We start from the raw sequence: 18,423 nt of genomic DNA on the forward strand, positions 1-18,423 counted from the left end.
ACATGACCAGTGTATCGGCGGCGTAACAACCAACATTAATAAACCTTGTAAAAATCGACTGACCTCAGGGCCAGCGAGCCCCTGCGGGTGTAGCGCGCCTGCGCTACGCCAATGCCTTGCAATGACACCAAACCCAGTCGGCGCGTCCGAACGCGGCCCGAGCCGCACGCCAACCCCAGGAAATCCCAACCCCGGCCGCTTGGCCAGTCCTGAGAATTAGCGCGCCTACGCTTGGCAGACGCTCTGTATTGACAGGCTTTAAGCCACCTGCTCACGGCGCGTCACCGACTGTGCCAACAGATACCGCAGCAAGGCGCGATAAGCCAGCACGCCCCGCGAATTGGCATCATGCCGCGACGGCACCACGCCTGCCACGCTCGCGTCGCGCAGTTTGGTATCGATCGGAATGAACGCTTGCCACATGTGATCCTGATAATCCCGGCGCAACAGACGCAGGGTACTCAACGAGGCCTGGGTACGCCGATCAAACAAGGTGGGCACGATGGTATAGGGCAACCCCTGCTTGCGCGATCGATTGACCATGTCCAGCGTATTGACCATGCGCTCCAGCCCCTTGAGAGCGAGGAACTCGGTCTGCACCGGGATGACCAACTGTTCGCAGGCAGCCAACGCATTGATCATCGAAACGCCAAGCAACGGCGGGCTATCGATCAATACGTACTCAAAGTCATTCCACAGTTGTGCCAGTGCCCGCGACAACACCAGTCCGAATCCACCCTGCGCTGCGGACTGACGCTCCAGCGTCGCCAATGCGGTACTGGATGGCAGCAGGCGGATGTTTTCATGCGTGGTATCCAGCAACAAGGCTTCGGCCAGCCCGTCGGGGACCTGTCCCTTGTGCTGGAACAGATTGAATACGCTGCTGGTAAGACGATCGGGATCATGGCCGAAATAGCTGGTCATCGAGCCATGGGGGTCGAGATCGACGACCAGCACGCGCTGCCCCTGATCCGCCAGCAAGCCAGCCAAGGCTACCGCGGTCGTGGTCTTGCCCACCCCGCCCTTCTGATTGGCTACGGCCCAGACTCTCATTCACCCTCCAGGTCCTGACCCGCTCGGGCCCGGCTACGACGACAAATTGACGTCTTTCATGACATCAACACAGAAATTTGTTCAATTACCGGTTAGTTAGCAGAACCCGTGCCAGAACCGCTTGCTGACGCGGAATCAGCCAGGGCGCGACTGCGCGCAGAGCGCATATCATCAACGCCGTGTCGATTCTGCGGCGACGCAGCGTCTGGCTGTTCGGTATACCGGGACACCAGCAAAACCACCCGGCGATTGGCACGTCGTCCCGCTACCGTAGTGTTATCGGCCACCGGGCGGAATTCTCCATAGCCCACTGCTGCCATTCGACCCGGATCTATCCCGCCGTGGGCAAGCATTCTGACCACACTCGCGGCGCGTGCCGCCGACAGCTCCCAGTTGGTCGGATACAGGCGTGAGTTGATCGGCACGTTGTCGGTAAAGCCCTCCACGTGCACCGGATTGTCATAGGGCGCCAGAATCCCGGCAATCTTCTCGGTCAGGTGGAAGGCGTCGTCCAGCGGCAAGGCATCACCACTGGGGAACAACAGACCCGAGCTCAGTTCGATCTCGATCCATAATTCATTACCACGCACCTCGATATCGCCGGCGCTGATCAGATCACCAAAGGCTGCCTGCATCGCCTTGGCGATATCTGCGAGGCTGTCATGCTGCGTGTCATTATCTGTTTCATTGCCGCCATCGTGCTCACCCTGACCATCGATAGGGCTCAGGCTCAGCGGTGTCGTCTCACCAATCTGGATCGGGTTGATGACCTTCTGCGGCTGATTGAAGGCACCGCCGAGCGTGCCAGAGAGCACCTTGTACTTCCCTTCGTTGACCGAAGAGATGGAATACATGACCACGAAGAACGCAAACAGCAGCGTAATGAAGTCCGAATAGGAGACCAGCCAACGCTCGTGGTTTTCGCTTTCATGTTTGTTGCGCCGACGCATATCAGTCCAGGAAGCCTTCGAGCTTCAATTCGATCGAACGTGGATTCTCGCCTTCGGCTATTGAAGAAAGCCCCTCCAGCAGCATCTCCCGGTAACTGGATTCCTGGAGCACGACGGATTTGAGCTTGTTGGCCACCGGCAACAGAAACAGATTGGCCAGCGCCACACCATAGATTGTCGCCACGAAGGCCACCGCTATGCCGCTGCCCAGCAGCGACGGATCGGCCAGATTGCCCATGACGTGGATCAGCCCCATCACTGCGCCAATGATGCCGATGGTGGGTGAATAACCGCCCATGCTTTCGAACACCTTGGCGGCGGCCATGTCGTGGTTTTCGCGGGTGAGCAGATCCACCTCGAGAATCGCGCGCAGCGTTTCCGGTTCACAACCATCGGCCAGCAATTGCAGTCCTTTGCGGGCGAACGCGTCGGGCTCGAGCTCGGCTATCGCTTCGAGCCCGAGCAGCCCTTCCTTGCGCGCCGTAGTGCTCCAGTTGATTACCTGCGCGATGCCCTCCCGATGGCGGCTGCGGGGCGGCACGAATATCCAGCGAAGAATGCCAAGGGAGCGCTTGAATACAGGCAGCGGCGTCTGGATGAATGCGGCAGCCAGGGTGCCGCCGATGACAATCATGGCAGCCGGCCCGTTGAGCAGAGCCTCGACATGGCCACCCTCAAGATGGTTGCCACCCAGAATGGCAACGAAGGCCAGAATAACCCCGATGATGCTGAGAATATCCATCAGCCGATCTCAGCGAGATAACGCCCGATGTCGTCCAGGCTATAAACGCCGTCGGCCAGACCGGCCCTGGCTATTGCCATCGGCATGCCATAGATGACACTGCTCGCTTCGTCCTGGGCCCAGATCGAACTGCCAGCCTGCTTGAGCATGCGGGCACCCTCCCGGCCGTCGGCGCCCATGCCGGTCAGTACGACTGCCAGTACCTTGTCCTGAAAGGCCTTGGCTGCCGAACCAAAGGTGATATCAACACAGGGTTTATAATTGAGGCGCTCGTCGCCGGGCAGGATGCGCACCATGCCCCGACTATCCACCATCATCTGTTTGCCGCCGGGCGCCAGCAGTGCCAGGCCGGGGCGCAGCGCGTCGCCGTCCTGCGCTTCCCTTACGCTGATACGACACAGCTTGTCGAGCCGCTCGGCGAAGGCCTTGGTGAACGCCGCCGGCATATGCTGGACCAGCAACAACGGCGCAGGGAAACTGGCTGGCAACTGAGTGAGCACTTTCTGCAGCGCAACCGGTCCGCCTGTCGAGGTACCGATGGTGACAAGCCGGTAGCTTTTACGGCGCGGTGCCGGGCTGGCAGCTGGCGCAGCCGTGTTACGTGCCGGCGCAACTGGCTGGCGGGGCTCAGCGCGAGGAACGGCGGGGGAATGAACCGGGGCCACGGCGGGCGATGGACTGCTCAGCCCAAGGGAACGGCGATTGGTACGCGCCAGAACATGTACCCGCTCGCAGAGTAGCTGGCGCACCTTGTCCGGATTACGGGAAATATCCTCGAAGTTTTTCGGCAGATAATCCGCGGCACCGGCATCCAGAGCGTCCAGGCTCACCCGCGCCCCTTCATAGGTCAGCGAGGAAAACATCAGGACAGCTGTCGGGCAACGCTGCATGATCTGCTTGACCGCAGTAATGCCGTCCATGACCGGCATTTCATAGTCCATGGTGATCACATCGGGATGCAGCGCGAGGGTCTGGTCGATTGCTTCCTGACCGTTGCAGGCGGTGCCGACTACCTGTATCTGCGGATCGCCGCCGAGAATTTCAGCTACCCGGCGACGGAAGAACCCCGAATCGTCGACCACCAGTACTTTCACCGCCATATTGACTCTCCCTGAGTACCTGCCCCGCGCAGCTATCAACCGCGACGGGCGTAACGCTTGAGCAGGCTGGGTATATCGAGAATGAGCGCAATGCGGCCATCACCGGTAATCGTTGCGCCGGACATGCCGGCGGTCCCCTGCAACATGCGACCAAGTGGCTTGATAACTACTTCTTCCTGGCCTACCAGCTGATCCACAACAAAACCGACACGCTGGGTTCCGACTGAAACAATCACTACGCTGGCAGCTGAGCGCTCGGTGGTGTCTTCAGCGCCAGGCATCAGCCAGCGCTTGAGGTAAAACAGAGGCAGCGCCTTGTCGCGGACGATGATGACTTCCTGACCATCCACCACGTTGGTGCGTGACAGATCCAGATTGAAGATTTCATTCACACTGACCAGCGGCAAAGCGAACGACTGGTTTGCCAACATGACCATCAGCGTCGGCATGATTGCCAGCGTCAACGGCACCTTGATTGCAATGCGGGTGCCCTGCCCCTTGGTCGACTGGATTGTAATGCTGCCGTTGAGCTGCGAAATCTTGGTCTTGACCACATCCATGCCAACGCCGCGCCCCGACACATCAGAGATCTCGGTCTTGGTCGAAAAGCCTGGCGCCAGGATGAGGTCGAAACATTCACTTTCGCTCAACCGCTCGGCGGCTTCGCGTTCCATCATGCCCTTCTCGACCGCCTTGCGCCGCAGTACTTCCGGATCCATACCCCGACCATCGTCAGTAATGGTCAGCAGAATATGATCGCCTTCCTGTTCGGCAGCGAGCACTACTTTGCCCACGCGCGATTTGCCAGCGGCTTCGCGCTCGTCGGGCATCTCTACCCCATGGTCCACCGAGTTGCGTACCAGGTGGACCAGCGGATCGGCCAGCGCCTCGACCAGGTTCTTGTCGAGATCGGTTTCTTCGCCGACCAGTTCGAGCGTAATTTCTTTCTTGAGGGTGCGCGCGAGATCGCGCACCACACGCGGGAAGCGGCCAAACACCTTCTTGATCGGCTGCATGCGGGTCTTCATCACGGATGACTGCAGATCGGCCGTCACCACATCGAGATTACCCACGGCCTTGCTCAGCTCTTCGCCGCCGGTGCTCGCACCCAGACGCACCAGGCGATTGCGCACCAGCACCAGCTCGCCGACCAGATTCATGATCTCGTCGAGTCGTGCGGTATCCACGCGCACGGTGGTTTCCGCAGGGTGCGCATCGGCAGTGGCCGGCGCTTTTGCCGGGGCGGGCTCGGCCTGCTTGCCTGGTGCAGGCGCAGGGGCGGGAGCGGGTGCGGCAGCTGGCCGGGAATCGGGCCTGGCAGCGACCGCAGGTGCGGCATCAGAAACTGTTTCGACTTCGTTCTTGCCCGGCGCCTTACCGGTGCCATGCAGTTGATCCAGCAGGGCTTCGAATTCGTCATCGGTAATATGCTCGGAACCCACCGGGTCCGCAGCGGGTTCGGCTTCGGAGCCAGCTTGCGCCGCGTCTGTCGCGCCCGGCCCTTTGCCGGTGCCGTGCAGTTGATCCAGCAAGGCTTCAAATTCGTCGTCGGTAATGGCGTCGTCAGACGCGCCGGTGTCCGGTGTCGATGCGCTTGCAGCGGCCGCTACGGCCGCAACGGGCGGTTTACCGGCGCCGTGCAGTTGATCAAGCAGCGCTTCAAACTCTTCGTCCGTTATCTCATCGCTATCGCTATCGCTACTGCCTGTATCCGCATTGCCGGCAGACACGGGCAAAGCGGATTCAACGGCCTCAGCAGAGGGCTCTGCCTGTAACGCATCCAGAAGTTTCTCGAACTCGTCGTCGGTGATGTCGCCTTCGCCGCCCGCCGCTTCCGGGACATTCACGGCAGTCGCTTCAACAGCCTGACTCGACGTAACAGGATCAAGGCTCGGGCTCGCCGCAGCGGGTTTCGCCAACAAGGCCAGCGCCTCAAGCAACGCCGGCTCGGCCGGCGTGGGCGCCTCGCCTTCACGCACCTCGGCAAACATGCTGTTGACTGAATCGAGCGCCTGCAGGACGACGTCCATCAATTCGGAGGTAACCGGACGTTCGCCCTTGCGCAGGATATCGAAAACGTTCTCTGCGATATGGCAGCAGCCAACCAGCGCGTCCAGCTGGAGGAAACCCGCCCCGCCTTTTACCGTGTGAAAGCCGCGAAAGATCGCGTTGAGCAAATCGGCGTCGTCCGGACGGTTTTCCAGTTCTACCAACTGCTCGGACAACTGCTCCAGGATCTCTCCGGCTTCCACCAGAAAGTCCTGAAGGATTTCCTCATCCGCGTCGAAACTCATGCATGTACTCCCTTAAAAACCAAGACTGGACAGAAGATCATCAACTTCGTCTTGTCCAGACACTACGTCTTCCCTTATATCGGCATGAATCTGCGGACCTTCACCTTTTTCTGGTGCTTTTTTCGGCTTCACGCCGTCGCCATGCTCGATGCCAGCAAGGCGATCGACCTGCCCTGCCATGCGCACCAGACTCACCAGACTTTCCTCGACATCGTGCACCAGCGTAGTCACACGCTTGATGACCTGGCCAGTCAGGTCCTGATAATCCTGAGCGATCATGATGTCGTTCAGATGCGTCGAAACAGTTGTCGCGGACTGCTCGGTCTTGGTCAGAAATTCTCCAATGCGTCGGGACAGGTCACGGAACTCATCGGCAGCCATTTCCCTGCGCTGCAGACGCGCCCATTCGAGGCGCAGCGCGGCAGCTTCTTCACCGATTTCGGCAACGAAGGGCGTACTGCTTTCCACCAGGTCCATGGTGCGATTGGCGGCCTTGTCGGTGAGCTGCACGACATAATCAAGACGGTCCGAGGCGTCGGAAATCTTCGAGGCTTCGCCGCCATCGCCGAGCGCGTGGGATGTATCGATCTGGAAATTCACGATAGCGTTGTGTAACGCTCGGGTAAGCTGCCCGACCTCATGGTAGAGCCCGCGGTCACGGGCCTGATTGATTGAGTGCACCACCAGTACTGCTTCGCTGAAGTTACCACTCTCAAGGTGATCAACGAGCTGCAGTGCATGCTCCTTGAGGGAATGTTCAAATTGCTGAGCAGTCGCCTGGCCGGGATCCTTGCTTAAAGCCATCTTCTGATACCCCGGTTGATTATTTCGGCTGGACGCGTTCGAAAATCTTTTCGATTTTTTCTTTGAGCGCCTGGGCGGTGAAAGGCTTCACCACGTAGCCACTCACGCCTGCTTGCGCGGCCTCGATAATCTGATCGCGCTTGGCTTCAGCAGTGACCATCAACACCGGAAGATGCTTCAGACGGTCGTCGGCCCGGACAGCTCTGAGCAAATCAATTCCACTCATACCCGGCATATTCCAGTCAGTGACCAGAAAGTCGAAATTACCGCTCTGCAACATCGGCAACGCGGTGTTGCCATCGTCGGCCTCCGCGGTATTGGTGAACCCGAGGTCACGCAGCAGGTTCTTGATGATGCGCCTCATCGTCGAGAAATCGTCGACGATCAGAATTTTCATATTCTTGTCCAAGTAGACCTCCGTACAAACCAGATAAAAGTGCAGGTTCGCACTCTGCTAAATTCATGTCTCCGAGCCAGAATGACTCAGCAAGTAAAACGCGCGCAGTGTACCGAAGCTGCTCAGCCAGCGGGCAACTCAGGCACCGTCGCTATATAGCCGGACCAGAGATCCGACTATCAATATTCGTTCTTCCAGGCAACCAGACGTGCCCGCAGCCGGGCTGCGCACTGCGTGTGCAGCTGGCTCACCCTCGACTCGCTCACACCCAGCACCGCGCCGATCTCCTTGAGATTCAGCTCTTCGTCGTAATACAGGGAAAGCACCAGTCGCTCACGCTCAGGAAGGCCTTCGATGGCCTCGACCAGCGCGCCACGAAACCGCTCATCCAGCAGCTCGCCCTGAGGTTCACCTTCAGCGTGGACATCCGCCGCCGCGCCGGACTCGAGCAGATCCTCGAAGCTGAACAGCTTGCTGCCTGCCGTGTCACCCAGAATCGCGTAGTAATCCTCAAGGCTCATCACTAGTTCGGCCGCAACCTCCTGATCTTTAGCGTCGCGTCCAAGCCTGGCTTCCACCGCGCGGATGGCATCACTGACCATACGCGTGTTGCGGTGGACCGACCGAGGCGCCCAGTCGCCCTTGCGAACTTCATCCAGCATGGCACCACGAATGCGGATACCGGCGTAGGTTTCAAAGCTGGCACCCTTGGAATGATCGAATTTGCGCGAGGCCTCGAGCAGACCGATCATGCCGGCCTGCATCAGATCTTCCACCTGGACGCTGGACGGCAAGCGCCCGAGCAGGTGATAGGCAATGCGCTTGACCAGGGGAGCAAACTGTTCGACCAACAGATCCTGCTGACCCGCTGCAAGTTGGGTACGGTTGTACATATAGGCTCCACTGGCGGACGCGATCATGACTCTGCCCCCGAATGCTGGACCAGGCGCTCAACAAAGAATTCGAGATGGCCCCGAGGATTGACCGGCAGCGGCCAGGAATCAATTTTCTGCGCAATGCCGCGAATGGCCAGCGAGGCCTTGCTACGCGGAAAGGCGTCAAAAACCGCGCGCTGTTTCTGCACCGCTTTGCGCACCGATTCGTCGTAGGGCACCGCGCCGACGTATTGCAGCGCCACATCCAGGAAACGGTCCGTGACCTTGGTCAGTTTGGCAAAAACGGTGCGGCCTTCCTGCGGCGTGTTGACCATGTTAGCCAGCACGCGGAAGCGGGTCATGCCGTGATCGCGATTGAGCAACTTGATCAAGGCGTAGGCGTCGGTGATCGAGGTCGGTTCGTCGCATACCACGACGAGAACTTCCTGGGCAGCACGCACGAAGCTCACGACCGAGTCGCCTATGCCGGCGGCGGTGTCGACTATCAACACATCGATATTGTCGCCAATGTCGCTGAACGCCTGGATAAGGCCGGCGTGCTGCCGCTGGTTCAGGTTGACCATACGCGCTGCACCCGAGGCAGCGGGGACAATGCGGATGCCACCGGGGCCGTCGATCAGCACGTCTCGCAGGTCGCACTTTCCATCAAGCACGTCAGCGAGCGTGGCCTTGGGTTTGATACCCAACAGCACGTCCACGTTGGCGAGACCAAGGTCGGCATCGAGCAGTACGACCCGACGTCCCAACGCCGCCAGCGCCATGCTGAGGTTGACGGATACGTTGGTTTTGCCGATCCCGCCCTTGCCGCCGGTGACCGCGATAACCTGAACCGGATGATTGCTGCCCATCTGTGTGGATTACCTTGTAATAAGAATTCGTTTTAGGGTCTGTTGCCGTTTCATCGCGAGCCGCGTTGCTTGTCAAATGGCGCAAGGCCGGGCGGCGATCCGCAAGGCGCGGGACGCAGGTAATGGTTGTTCCCTTGCCAAGTCCCGCAACGCCGCATGGCGTCATTTGACGCGCAACCCAGGCGGCCCCACCCGAAGGGACGGGACCCGTTTGCCGCAGCACTGCGTTACTCGTCACTCATTTGGAACAACCACAAAAACGCCTGGAGCGCTTTTGCGCGTAAGCCCCGAAGGGGTGAAACACATGGATGTGTTGAACAAACTTCATTCCTCGCGCCTTGTTCTGCACCAAACGGGCCTCCGTCGCGGCCGCGATGAAACGGCAACAGACCCTCGCAAATCTGTAAAAACCGCGCCGCGCCATGCTGCAGTGCATTCGCCGACAGCACGCTCTTGCGGTTCGCTTGCTGGATCCCACCTTTGAGGCGAAATGCAGCTGATCCCCGTCTCATCAACCTGCGTGCAGTATACCTGCAAAGACATTGCCCATTGCCTCATCGGCAGGCGCTTCGCCAGCATTACTGGCCATGCTCACCGCACGACTGACCAGCTTGTGGCCTACCGCCTGGCAAATATCATCCGGAATACGCTGGCCATCTGCCATATAGGCTACCGGCAAAGCTTGTTCCATAGCCAGACCCAGTGACTCGCCCAGCGTGGCTGCCTCGTCGATCTTGGTCAGAATACAACCGGACAGTCCGCAGGATTTGTAATGATGGTAGGCAGACTTCAACACCTGGTACTGACTTGTGGCGGCCAGCACCAACAATGTACGAACCCGTTGCCCCTGCGCCGCCAGCTCACTCAGCTGACTACGCAGCTGCGGATCCTGGCCCTGCATGCCGGCTGTATCGACCAATACCATGCGTTTGCCAGAAAACTCCTTGAGCACATCGCTCAGGCTGTTCTGTTCATCGACCACCCGCACCGGCACATTGAGGATACGTCCAAGCGTGCGCAACTGTTCGTGTGCGCCAATCCGGAAGGTGTCCATGGTGACCAGCGCAACATGCTGGCTACCATGCTTGAGCACGTAGCGTGCTGCCAGTTTGCCGAGGCTGGTGGTCTTGCCGGCTCCGGTTGGGCCAACCAGCGCGATTACGCCGTTCTGTTCGATAAGTTCGTCACGGATAACCGGAATACTGTGTGCCAGGTGCGCCAGCAGCATGCGCCAGGCCTGACGGATATCTGTCACGTCTGCCACCTTGGCCATCAATTGCTTGCTCAGCTCTGCCGGCAGACCCAACTGAGTCAGCCGGCGCCAAAGACTGGCCTGATGCGGTCGCTGTTGGTTGATCTGGCCCCAGGCCATGTTGCCCAGCTGGGTCTCGAGCATTTCACGCAGCCCTGCGAGTTCGGCGCGCATTGCACCGATACCGGTATCCGCAGTATCCGGTTGCGGAGCTGCGGCGCGGGTTTCAGGTCTGGTTTCTGTAGCGTGCTCGTTCTGTAGCCGTGCCAGCAATTGCTGAGCAACGGGCGAGCCCTGCTCGACGGCCTGGCGCATGGTTTCGCCGAACAACTGGCGGTTGACCTGCGGCCCGTCTGCCGGCTGCCCGCCTTCGCCCAGCTGAGCGCGCGCCTTGACGATGCGCTCCTGGGTTTTCTTCAGCTCCTGATCAAGCCCAGGTGTGGGTGGGGTCACGCGAGGCGCTTCATAGTCCAGCGCCGCTGTCAGCTCCACGCCCCCAGCGACCCGGCGGTTGGCGATAATGGAGGCGTCCGCGCCCATTTCGTCGCGGACCAACTTCATCGCCTGACGCATATCAGCGGCAAAGAAACGTTTGACTTTCATGGCTGACCTCACCTGTCCTGGTACTGACTATTCATTGTTGGCCCACCGTCGCAACGATGGTGACCTGCTTGCTGTCCGGTATTTCCTGGTAGGACAGTACATTGGCCGCGGGCGCCGCATAACGGACAAACTTGGCCATCATCCCGCGGATCGGTCCGGCTACCAGTACGATGGCTGGCTTACCCTGGACCTCCTGCCGCTGTACCGCATCTGCCAGTGACCGCTGCAGCTTCTCGGCCATGCCCGGCTCGAGCATGACGCCATCTTCTGCGCCTTGTCCGGCCTTCTGAACACTCTGTAGCAAGATCTGTTCCAACCTGGGCTCCAGCGTGATCACAGGCAGCTCCGAGTCAAGCCCTACAATGCTTTGCACGATGGAGCGGGACAATGCGACGCGCACCGCCCCAATCAAGGCGCCAGTATCTTGACTCCGGCCAGACTGGTTGGCGATGGCTTCGGCAATGGTGCGGATGTCGCGTACCGGCACCTGTTCTTCCAACAAACCCTGCAGCACCTTGAGCAGACCAGACAGCGAGATCATTCCGGGCACCAGCTCTTCCGCCAGCTTTGGTGAAGCCTTGGCCAGCACCTGCAACAGCTGCTGAACTTCTTCATGCCCGATCATCTCGTGGGCATGCTTGTGCAGGATCTGGTTAAGGTGCGTGGCAACCACGGTGCTGGCATCAACCACTGTGTAACCCAGCGACTGGGCCTGATCGCGTTGCATCACTTCGATCCAGACAGCCTCCAGACCAAACGCCGGATCCTTGCCCGCTATCCCTTTGATCTCGCCAAATACCTGACCGGGGTTGATCGCCAACTCCTTGTCCGGATACACCTCGGCTTCCGCCACGCCTACGCCCATCAGCGTCACGCGGTAGGCGTTCGGCGCGAGATCCAGGTTGTCGCGGATGTGTACCGATGGCATGAGAAAACCGAGGTCCTGGGAAAGCTTTTTGCGTACGCCCTTGATGCGTGCGAGCAGCTGTCCGCCCTGGTTACGGTCAACCAACGGGATAAGCCGGTAACCCACTTCCAGACCGACCATATCCACCGGTGTCACGTCTTCCCAGCCGAGTTCGCGGGTCTCTGGCCGCTGTACCGCCGGCACCTGGGATTCCTTGCGTTCTGTCTCGGCAGCCTCTTCAAGCTTGGCTTTCTGTTTCTGTGCAATCCAGTAGGCACCGGCGGCAGCCAGGGCGCCAAGGCCGAGAAAGGACACATGGGGCATGCCCGGGATCAGGCCCATCAGAACCAGGATCGCCGCAGCGATGCCGAGCGCCTTGGGCGAGGCGAACATTTGACGCTGCACCTGGGCGCCCATGTCTTCTGAAGTGGAGACCCGGGTCACCATGATCGCTGCAGCAGTGGACAGCAGCAGCGACGGAATCTGCGCCACCAGACCGTCACCGATAGTCAGCAGCACGTAGATGCGACCAGCGTCACCGAAGGAAAGACCGTGCTGAGCCATGCCGATCGCCAACCCGCCGATCACGTTGATGAACAGGATCATCAAGCCGGCGACCGCATCGCCTCGTACGAACTTGCTGGCACCGTCCATGGAGCCGTAAAAATCAGCCTCCTGGGCCACTTCACTGCGACGCAGCTTGGCCTGCTCCTGATCGATGATCCCGGCGTTCAGGTCGGCATCGATAGCCATCTGCTTGCCTGGCATGGCATCCAGGGTAAAGCGGGCACTTACTTCGGAGATACGCCCGGCGCCTTTGGTGACAACCACGAAGTTGATAATCATCAGGATGGCGAACACCACCAGACCGACTACGTAGTTGCCGCCGATCACTACTTCCCCGAACGCCTGGATTACCTTGCCCGCAGCGTCGCCGCCCTCATGTCCATAAAGCAGCACCACACGGGTGGACGCCACATTCAACGCCAGGCGCAACAGCGTCGACACCAGCAAAATCGTAGGAAACACCGCAAAATCCAGCGGCCGCAGCGCGTAGGCGCACACCAGCAGCACCACCAGGGACAGCGCGATGTTAAAGGTGAAGAACACGTCCAGAAGGAACGGCGGCACGGGCAGCATCATCATGCCGAGCATGACCAGCAACAGAATCGGCACGCCGAGGCTGCCGTGGCGCAGCCCAGCCAGACCGGTTCGCATGTTGCTCATCATTTGGGAACGATCCACTGCCATGCGTTGACGCTTCCTGAACAATTAATTGACGCTGAAAGAGTGTGTGGCAGACCCTTACGCAAGAAGCGTTCCAGTTGAGAACCGCGTCGACATTACGGAATATGAACCAACCGACTAAAACCGCGTCCTAGCAGTGATAATGTTGGCTCATGACATCAAAATCACATTCTCGGCAAGGTAGCGACCAAAACGGCATACGCCGACTGGAACAGAGAAAGTAGATGCGCTTAATACCAAAAACCCTATTGGCCTGCGTAGCGCTGAGCGTTGCAGGCTGTGCAACCACGCCCGGGCAACAGACGCCATTGTCCAAGCCGGCCGAAGTTATTGCAGAACAGAAACAGAACCTGACGGACTTCATTGACGGGATGAACGCCTCGGAAGAGGCTCGTACCCGGGAAGTAGACAAGCTGCTGGCTCAGCCAAGGATCGATCCGCTTACCGATTATCTGGCGGAACGTCCCATCGATCTTCGATACATTCCGCACCGTCAGCGCGTCGCCCGTGAGCGAGACAAGCGTTGTGACGCGGTCGGTGAACGCTATGCCGATATGGCTCCCACAGCCGAAAACCTGGCCCAGCTGAAAGACAACTACAGTCATTCCTGCTACGCCCAGGTCAATGATTTCGAACGGCGCGTCGACAAAGCCCTGGCCAGGTACAGCCCGGCGCAATCCTATAGCCCCTTCCCGCCGTTCATGGTCGGTCTCGTTTCGGCGATATCCAGTGTCACGGATCCACAGCCAGAAACGAAACAGCCTGACGCCAGGGCCGGTTCGGCCACTCGAGCGCCAGCGAAGCCGCCAGTCAAGGAGGCTGGCATTCAGGTCAGCAAAGCCACCCAGCAGGCCGCCGGAACATCCGACAATTCTGCCGCGGAGCCCGCGCCCATTGCCGAAACACGTACTGCCCCGGCAGCCACATCTGAAACCGTAGCGCGTGCCGAGGCGTCGCCACCCGCCACACCAGCAACGGAACGCAAGGCCACAGCTGAACCCACTGCATCCCGGTCACAGGTTGCGGCTGCCGCTCAGCCCAAGCCAGCACCAGCCAGCACCACGGCTTCCGCTTCAGACTCCGCGCCGACACCAGGCCCTGATACCAAAACAAAAACGCTCGACCAGGACAGCCGCAAGCACGCCAACAACTGCTACCTGCTGTTCGCCATCCGCAACTACCAGGAAGCCCACGGCGCTTGCCTGTCCGCAGCGCGTGCCGGCGATGCCAAGTCACAGCATCATATTGCCTCGCTGGCACGGGTCAGCAACGAAGCCGATGCCGCCATCCACTGGTCAAAACTGTCCGCCGAACAGGGCTATGGTCCTGGCCAGCTGCTCCTCGCCGATCTGTATACCAAGGGTGAAGGCACGGTGCGCGACGAGGCACGTGCACTTGAGCTGGTCGAACAGGCCGCCCAGCAGGGCCTGGCCGAGGCACGCTTCCGTGCCGGCCAGGCCTACCTGCAAGGCAAGGGAACGGAGCCTGATCCAGCCAGGGCACTGCAGCACTTGGAGCAGGCCGCGGCACAGGATCATCTGCCAGCCCAGTTGGCCCTGGCAGAACAGTACAGCTCTGGAGCACAACCCAATACCAGCAAATCGAGGGAGTGGCTCAAGCGAGCGGCTGCCCAACAATCTGCAGAGGCACAATACAATCTCGGCTTGAGTTACGCCCAGGGCACGCCTGATAGCCAGGAAGCGCTTGAGGCGTACGTCTGGCTCAGCAAGGCCCTGCTCAACGGCGAAACCCGCGCTCGCTCCCACCTTGAGCGGATCGCCAGCTCCCTGACACCGGAGCAACGCCAGCTAGGACAACAACGAGTCCAATCGGACATGCGAGGCAGACGTTCGTGAGAGTCGAAGGAATGACTCCGGTCAAGCGGTCGATCATGATAGTACTTTCACTACTGGTCGGACTTTTCATCATCGGCATGTGGCTCATGTCCAGTCTCAACCTGGATTTTGCCCAGAAGACCATGTCAGAGCTGCGCCAACGCCAGATCGCCGATACCTTCCATGCCAACCTGGATCGCATCAATGCTCATCATCGGCTGATGGAGCAGAACACCCGTGAGCTGGCACGCATGGGGCAGCTTTTCGAAAGACAGCAGTTACTGACTGGCCGGCATAACAAGCAGGAACTGGAGGAAGCGCTGGGGCAGACGCTGAGCGATGTAGAAGGGGTAAGCGGTGGTGGAATCTGGTTTGATCCTGACGCTTACCAACCGGGACCCTTCGCCGTTTACGGTTTTAAAATCGGAAATCAGCTTGAAGTGGTCAGCGACGACGTCAACTACGCCGAACGCGACTGGTATGCCCGGATTGCACCGCCCAGCGGGCGCATATGGGACTTGGGGACGCGTTTCTACTGGAGCCCTGCCTATTACCATTCCAGCACCGACAAGGTTGTCGTCAGCCTCAGCACGCCCATCCGCAACGAACAGCAACAGGTGATTGGCCTGGCGTCCACGGATTGGAGAGCAGATGAGATCATCCGCATGGTCAGCCGCGTCGAGGTAACCCCGGGCACTTTCTCCTTCCTGATCGACTCTGACAATCGCAACCTGTCCAGCCTGGCCCGCGCTGATGATGTGCGGCGCGCACAACGGTTGATGGATGCGATTTCACGCAGCGAACTGCACAAACAGACCAACAAGATCCAGCCGCCGGATATCCTTTCCAGCCCATTGATCGCCTCCCCTATGCAGCGTATGGCGCTGACGGTAAACGACGAACAGTACGCCCTGTTTTTCTCGGAAACCGTAGCCGGGATGGTGTTCGGTATTGGCGTGCCCAAAGCAGAGATCGATGCCGCCATGACGCCAATGCGCGAGCGCAACCTGCGTATAGCCGCGATCATCGGCATCATTTTCCTGATACTCGCTGGGCTGGTGCTCTATATCATCGCAGGCACGCTGCGCCAGTTGAGCAACCTCTATACCGATTCGCTGACCAGGATGCCGAATCGGGAAAAATTGCTGGAGGACCTGCGCAAGACCGATTCGGCTGCTCTGCTGCTACTCAACCTTGATGCCTTCAAGCAGGTCAACGACTTCTACGGGCATGAATGCGGCGACCATGTGATCATCAAGCTGGCTGAAGCCCTGCGGCGCTTCATGACCAGTCGGGCAGCATGGCGCAATTGCCATCTGTACAGCATGCCAGGCGATGAAATGGCAATCGTGATTCCAGGGCACCATGCCCCGGCCTCTCTGCCGCCACGCCTGGAAGAGGTCGCCAAGTTCATCACCCTGATGGATATTACCTGGCAGGGCCATGATATTCCGCTGAACGCCACTATTGGCGCCGCCAGTACGGTACAGCCTGACAACTCGCGACTGAACGGCGAACAATTGCTACCGTCCGCGAGCATGGCACTCAAACTGGCCCGACTGAGCCGCGTAAGCCACTTCGTTTATGATCCAGCTAACCGGGTACGCGAAGGATATGAACAGAATCTGGTCTGGGCCAACCGCCTCAAGAACGCTCTGGACGAGGGTCGCATCGTCCCGTTCTTCCAGCCGATCCTTGATGTTCGCACCGGGCGTATCGAGAAATTCGAGTGTCTGGCCCGCATGATCGACCTCAACGGGCACCCAGTCAGCCCTGAACAATTCCTGCCGATCGCCAAGAAGATTCGTCTGTACCGATTCATCACACGTGCAATGGTTGAACAATGCTTCCAGCGCTTTGCCAACAGCCGGTACGACTTCTCGGTCAATCTTTGCTGCGAAGATCTGCTCGATGCCGAACTCACCTCCTTCATCCTCGAGCAACTGGATGGCAACGAACTGGCTAACCGGGTCATCTTCGAGATTCTGGAATCCCAGGGCATCGAGAACTACAGCCAGGTACGCGAATTCATCGACAAGGTAAAAGCCATGGGTGCGCGCATCGCGATCGATGATTTTGGCACCGGTTACTCCAACTTCGAGCACCTGCTGCGGCTGAATATCGATCTGATCAAGATCGACGGCAGCCTGATCAGCCGTCTCGACGACAGCGAAGACGCCCTTACCCTCACTCGAGGGATCGTTCAATCGGCCAAGGAAATGGGGGTCCATACTGTGGCGGAATACGTACACAGCCCCGAGGTTCTGGAGCAGGTCCGGGCGCTGGGAATCGACTATGCACAGGGCGCCTATATCGGGATGCCCGCCGGCGTATTGATCACCGAGGTGGAGCTGGTCTAGCTTCGGCCGCACAAGGATCCAAGCATTGATAGCAGCGTCCGGCAGTCCTATGCTGGGCGCCACTGAGTTGCAGGAGTAACCTATGCCTTCCCCTGTCGTGCCGTTGTCGATCCTGGATCTGTGTCCTGTTCCTGAAGGTGCCAGCCCCAGACAGGCTCTTCAAAACAGCCTGGCACTGGCCAGACACGCAGAACAGCAAGGCTACAACCGTTTCTGGGTTGCCGAACACCACAACATGACCGGAATCGCCAGTGCTGCGACATCGGTAGTCATGGGCTATCTGGCAGCAGGCACCGAACGTATACGCATTGGATCCGGCGGCATCATGCTGCCCAATCACGCTCCGCTGCAGATTGCCGAACAGTTTGGCACCCTTGAGTCACTCTACCCCGGCAGGATCGATCTCGGACTGGGACGCGCGCCGGGCAGCGACCAGGTAGCAGCCCAGGCGCTGCGACGCGGTCGTGGTGACGGCAGCGACTTTCCCGAAATGCTGGACCAGCTACGCCATCTGTTCGCCGAACCCGAGCCCGGCCAACGCCTGCGCGCAGTGCCGGGCGCGGGCCTCAAGGTTCCGATCTGGCTACTGGGTTCCAGCACCTTCAGCGCGCAGCTGGCAGCACAGCTGGGATTACCCTTTGCCTTCGCCGGACAATTCTCACCGGATTACATGTACGCCGCGTTCCGCACCTACCGCGAGCACTTCGAGCCGTCAGAAACCCTGGACAAGCCGCACCTGATGCTGGGCATCAATGCCTATGTTGCGTCCAGCAAGGAACAGGCGCATAGACTCTCGACCTCTCATCAGAAGTCCTTTCTGAACCTGATTCGTGGCCGCCCCGGCCCGTTGCCGCCACCGGTAGAGGATATGGAAGCGCTCTGGCAACCGCATGAAAAACACAGCGTGCTCGCTACGCTGGCTGGCACCCTGGTCGGTGACGAAGCCACCGTAGGTCAGCAGCTTGACGAACTGCTGGAGCGCACACAGGCAGACGAGTTCATCGTTTCCAGCGCAATATATGACCAGACGCTGCGACGCGACAGCTACCAGCGCCTGATGAAAATAGCCTCAACCAGGTAAGGTATCGGTGCCGAACTTTCCGGTCGGCGCCCTCTCCATATCCCTATCGACAG

The 18,423-nt window shown here is 59.4% G+C and carries 14 protein-coding genes; 3 read left to right on the forward strand and 11 right to left on the reverse strand.

Going from position 1 to position 18,423, the window contains the following annotated elements; genetic code table 11:
- Positions 1-258 precede the first annotated feature (258 nt).
- The 11 genes from FZE95_RS02240 to flhA form a co-directional block, all read right to left on the reverse strand.
- Positions 259-1,053: a ParA family protein gene (locus FZE95_RS02240; protein WP_150299171.1), complete on the reverse strand. Its 795-nt coding sequence runs from the start codon at positions 1,051-1,053 to the stop codon at positions 259-261.
- 92 nt (positions 1,054-1,145) lie between these two features.
- Positions 1,146-2,003, reverse strand: coding sequence for a flagellar motor protein MotD (motD, locus tag FZE95_RS02245; RefSeq protein WP_150299172.1), 858 nt, complete (start codon positions 2,001-2,003; stop codon positions 1,146-1,148).
- Between the two features lies 1 nt (position 2,004).
- Entirely contained in the window at positions 2,005-2,745 is a 741-nt protein-coding gene (locus FZE95_RS02250) for a flagellar motor protein (protein WP_150299173.1), read from the reverse strand.
- Positions 2,745-3,845 (reverse strand): protein-glutamate methylesterase/protein-glutamine glutaminase, encoded by a 1,101-nt coding sequence (locus tag FZE95_RS02255; RefSeq protein WP_150299174.1) that lies wholly within the window; start codon positions 3,843-3,845, stop codon positions 2,745-2,747. The genes FZE95_RS02250 and FZE95_RS02255 overlap by 1 nt, the downstream gene beginning before the upstream one ends.
- A 35-nt stretch (positions 3,846-3,880) precedes the next feature.
- Entirely contained in the window at positions 3,881-6,139 is a 2,259-nt protein-coding gene (locus FZE95_RS02260) for a chemotaxis protein CheA (RefSeq protein WP_150299175.1), read from the reverse strand.
- A gap of 12 nt (positions 6,140-6,151) precedes the next feature.
- Entirely contained in the window at positions 6,152-6,943 is a 792-nt protein-coding gene (locus tag FZE95_RS02265; protein ID WP_150299176.1) for a protein phosphatase CheZ, read from the reverse strand.
- Positions 6,944-6,962: 19 nt separating this feature from the next.
- A complete protein-coding gene (locus FZE95_RS02270; RefSeq protein WP_178101012.1) occupies positions 6,963-7,340 on the reverse strand; it encodes a chemotaxis response regulator CheY in 378 nt (125 codons plus the stop codon).
- 179 nt (positions 7,341-7,519) lie between these two features.
- Positions 7,520-8,257 carry an RNA polymerase sigma factor FliA gene (locus FZE95_RS02275; protein WP_150299350.1) on the reverse strand — a complete coding sequence of 246 codons (738 nt, stop codon included), beginning with the start codon at positions 8,255-8,257 and terminating at the stop codon, positions 7,520-7,522.
- Positions 8,257-9,084: a flagellar synthesis regulator FleN gene (fleN, locus tag FZE95_RS02280; RefSeq protein WP_150299178.1), complete on the reverse strand. Its 828-nt coding sequence runs from the start codon at positions 9,082-9,084 to the stop codon at positions 8,257-8,259. The genes FZE95_RS02275 and fleN overlap by 1 nt, the downstream gene beginning before the upstream one ends.
- A 511-nt stretch (positions 9,085-9,595) precedes the next feature.
- Positions 9,596-10,939: a flagellar biosynthesis protein FlhF gene (gene flhF, locus FZE95_RS02285; protein WP_150299179.1), complete on the reverse strand. Its 1,344-nt coding sequence runs from the start codon at positions 10,937-10,939 to the stop codon at positions 9,596-9,598.
- Positions 10,940-10,970: 31 nt separating this feature from the next.
- Positions 10,971-13,091 (reverse strand): flagellar biosynthesis protein FlhA, encoded by a 2,121-nt coding sequence (flhA, locus tag FZE95_RS02290; RefSeq protein WP_150299351.1) that lies wholly within the window; start codon positions 13,089-13,091, stop codon positions 10,971-10,973.
- 227 nt (positions 13,092-13,318) lie between these two features.
- Here flhA and FZE95_RS02295 point away from each other — a divergent pair, with 227 nt between their 5' ends.
- The 3 genes from FZE95_RS02295 to FZE95_RS02305 all read left to right on the forward strand — a co-directional run bounded on the left by FZE95_RS02295 (position 13,319) and on the right by FZE95_RS02305 (position 18,370).
- The gene (locus tag FZE95_RS02295; RefSeq protein WP_150299180.1) at positions 13,319-14,950 is read left to right on the forward strand and encodes a tetratricopeptide repeat protein; all 1,632 of its coding nucleotides are present in this window, start codon (positions 13,319-13,321) and stop codon (positions 14,948-14,950) included.
- 35 nt (positions 14,951-14,985) lie between these two features.
- Positions 14,986-17,289, forward strand: coding sequence for an EAL domain-containing protein (locus FZE95_RS02300; protein ID WP_190324466.1), 2,304 nt, complete (start codon positions 14,986-14,988; stop codon positions 17,287-17,289).
- A gap of 82 nt (positions 17,290-17,371) precedes the next feature.
- Positions 17,372-18,370 (forward strand): LLM class flavin-dependent oxidoreductase, encoded by a 999-nt coding sequence (locus FZE95_RS02305; RefSeq protein ID WP_150299182.1) that lies wholly within the window; start codon positions 17,372-17,374, stop codon positions 18,368-18,370.
- Positions 18,371-18,423 lie beyond the last annotated feature (53 nt).

Origin of the sequence: Pseudomonas profundi, from assembly GCF_008638305.1 — a bacterium.
Classification (GTDB): domain Bacteria; phylum Pseudomonadota; class Gammaproteobacteria; order Pseudomonadales; family Pseudomonadaceae; genus Halopseudomonas; species Halopseudomonas profundi.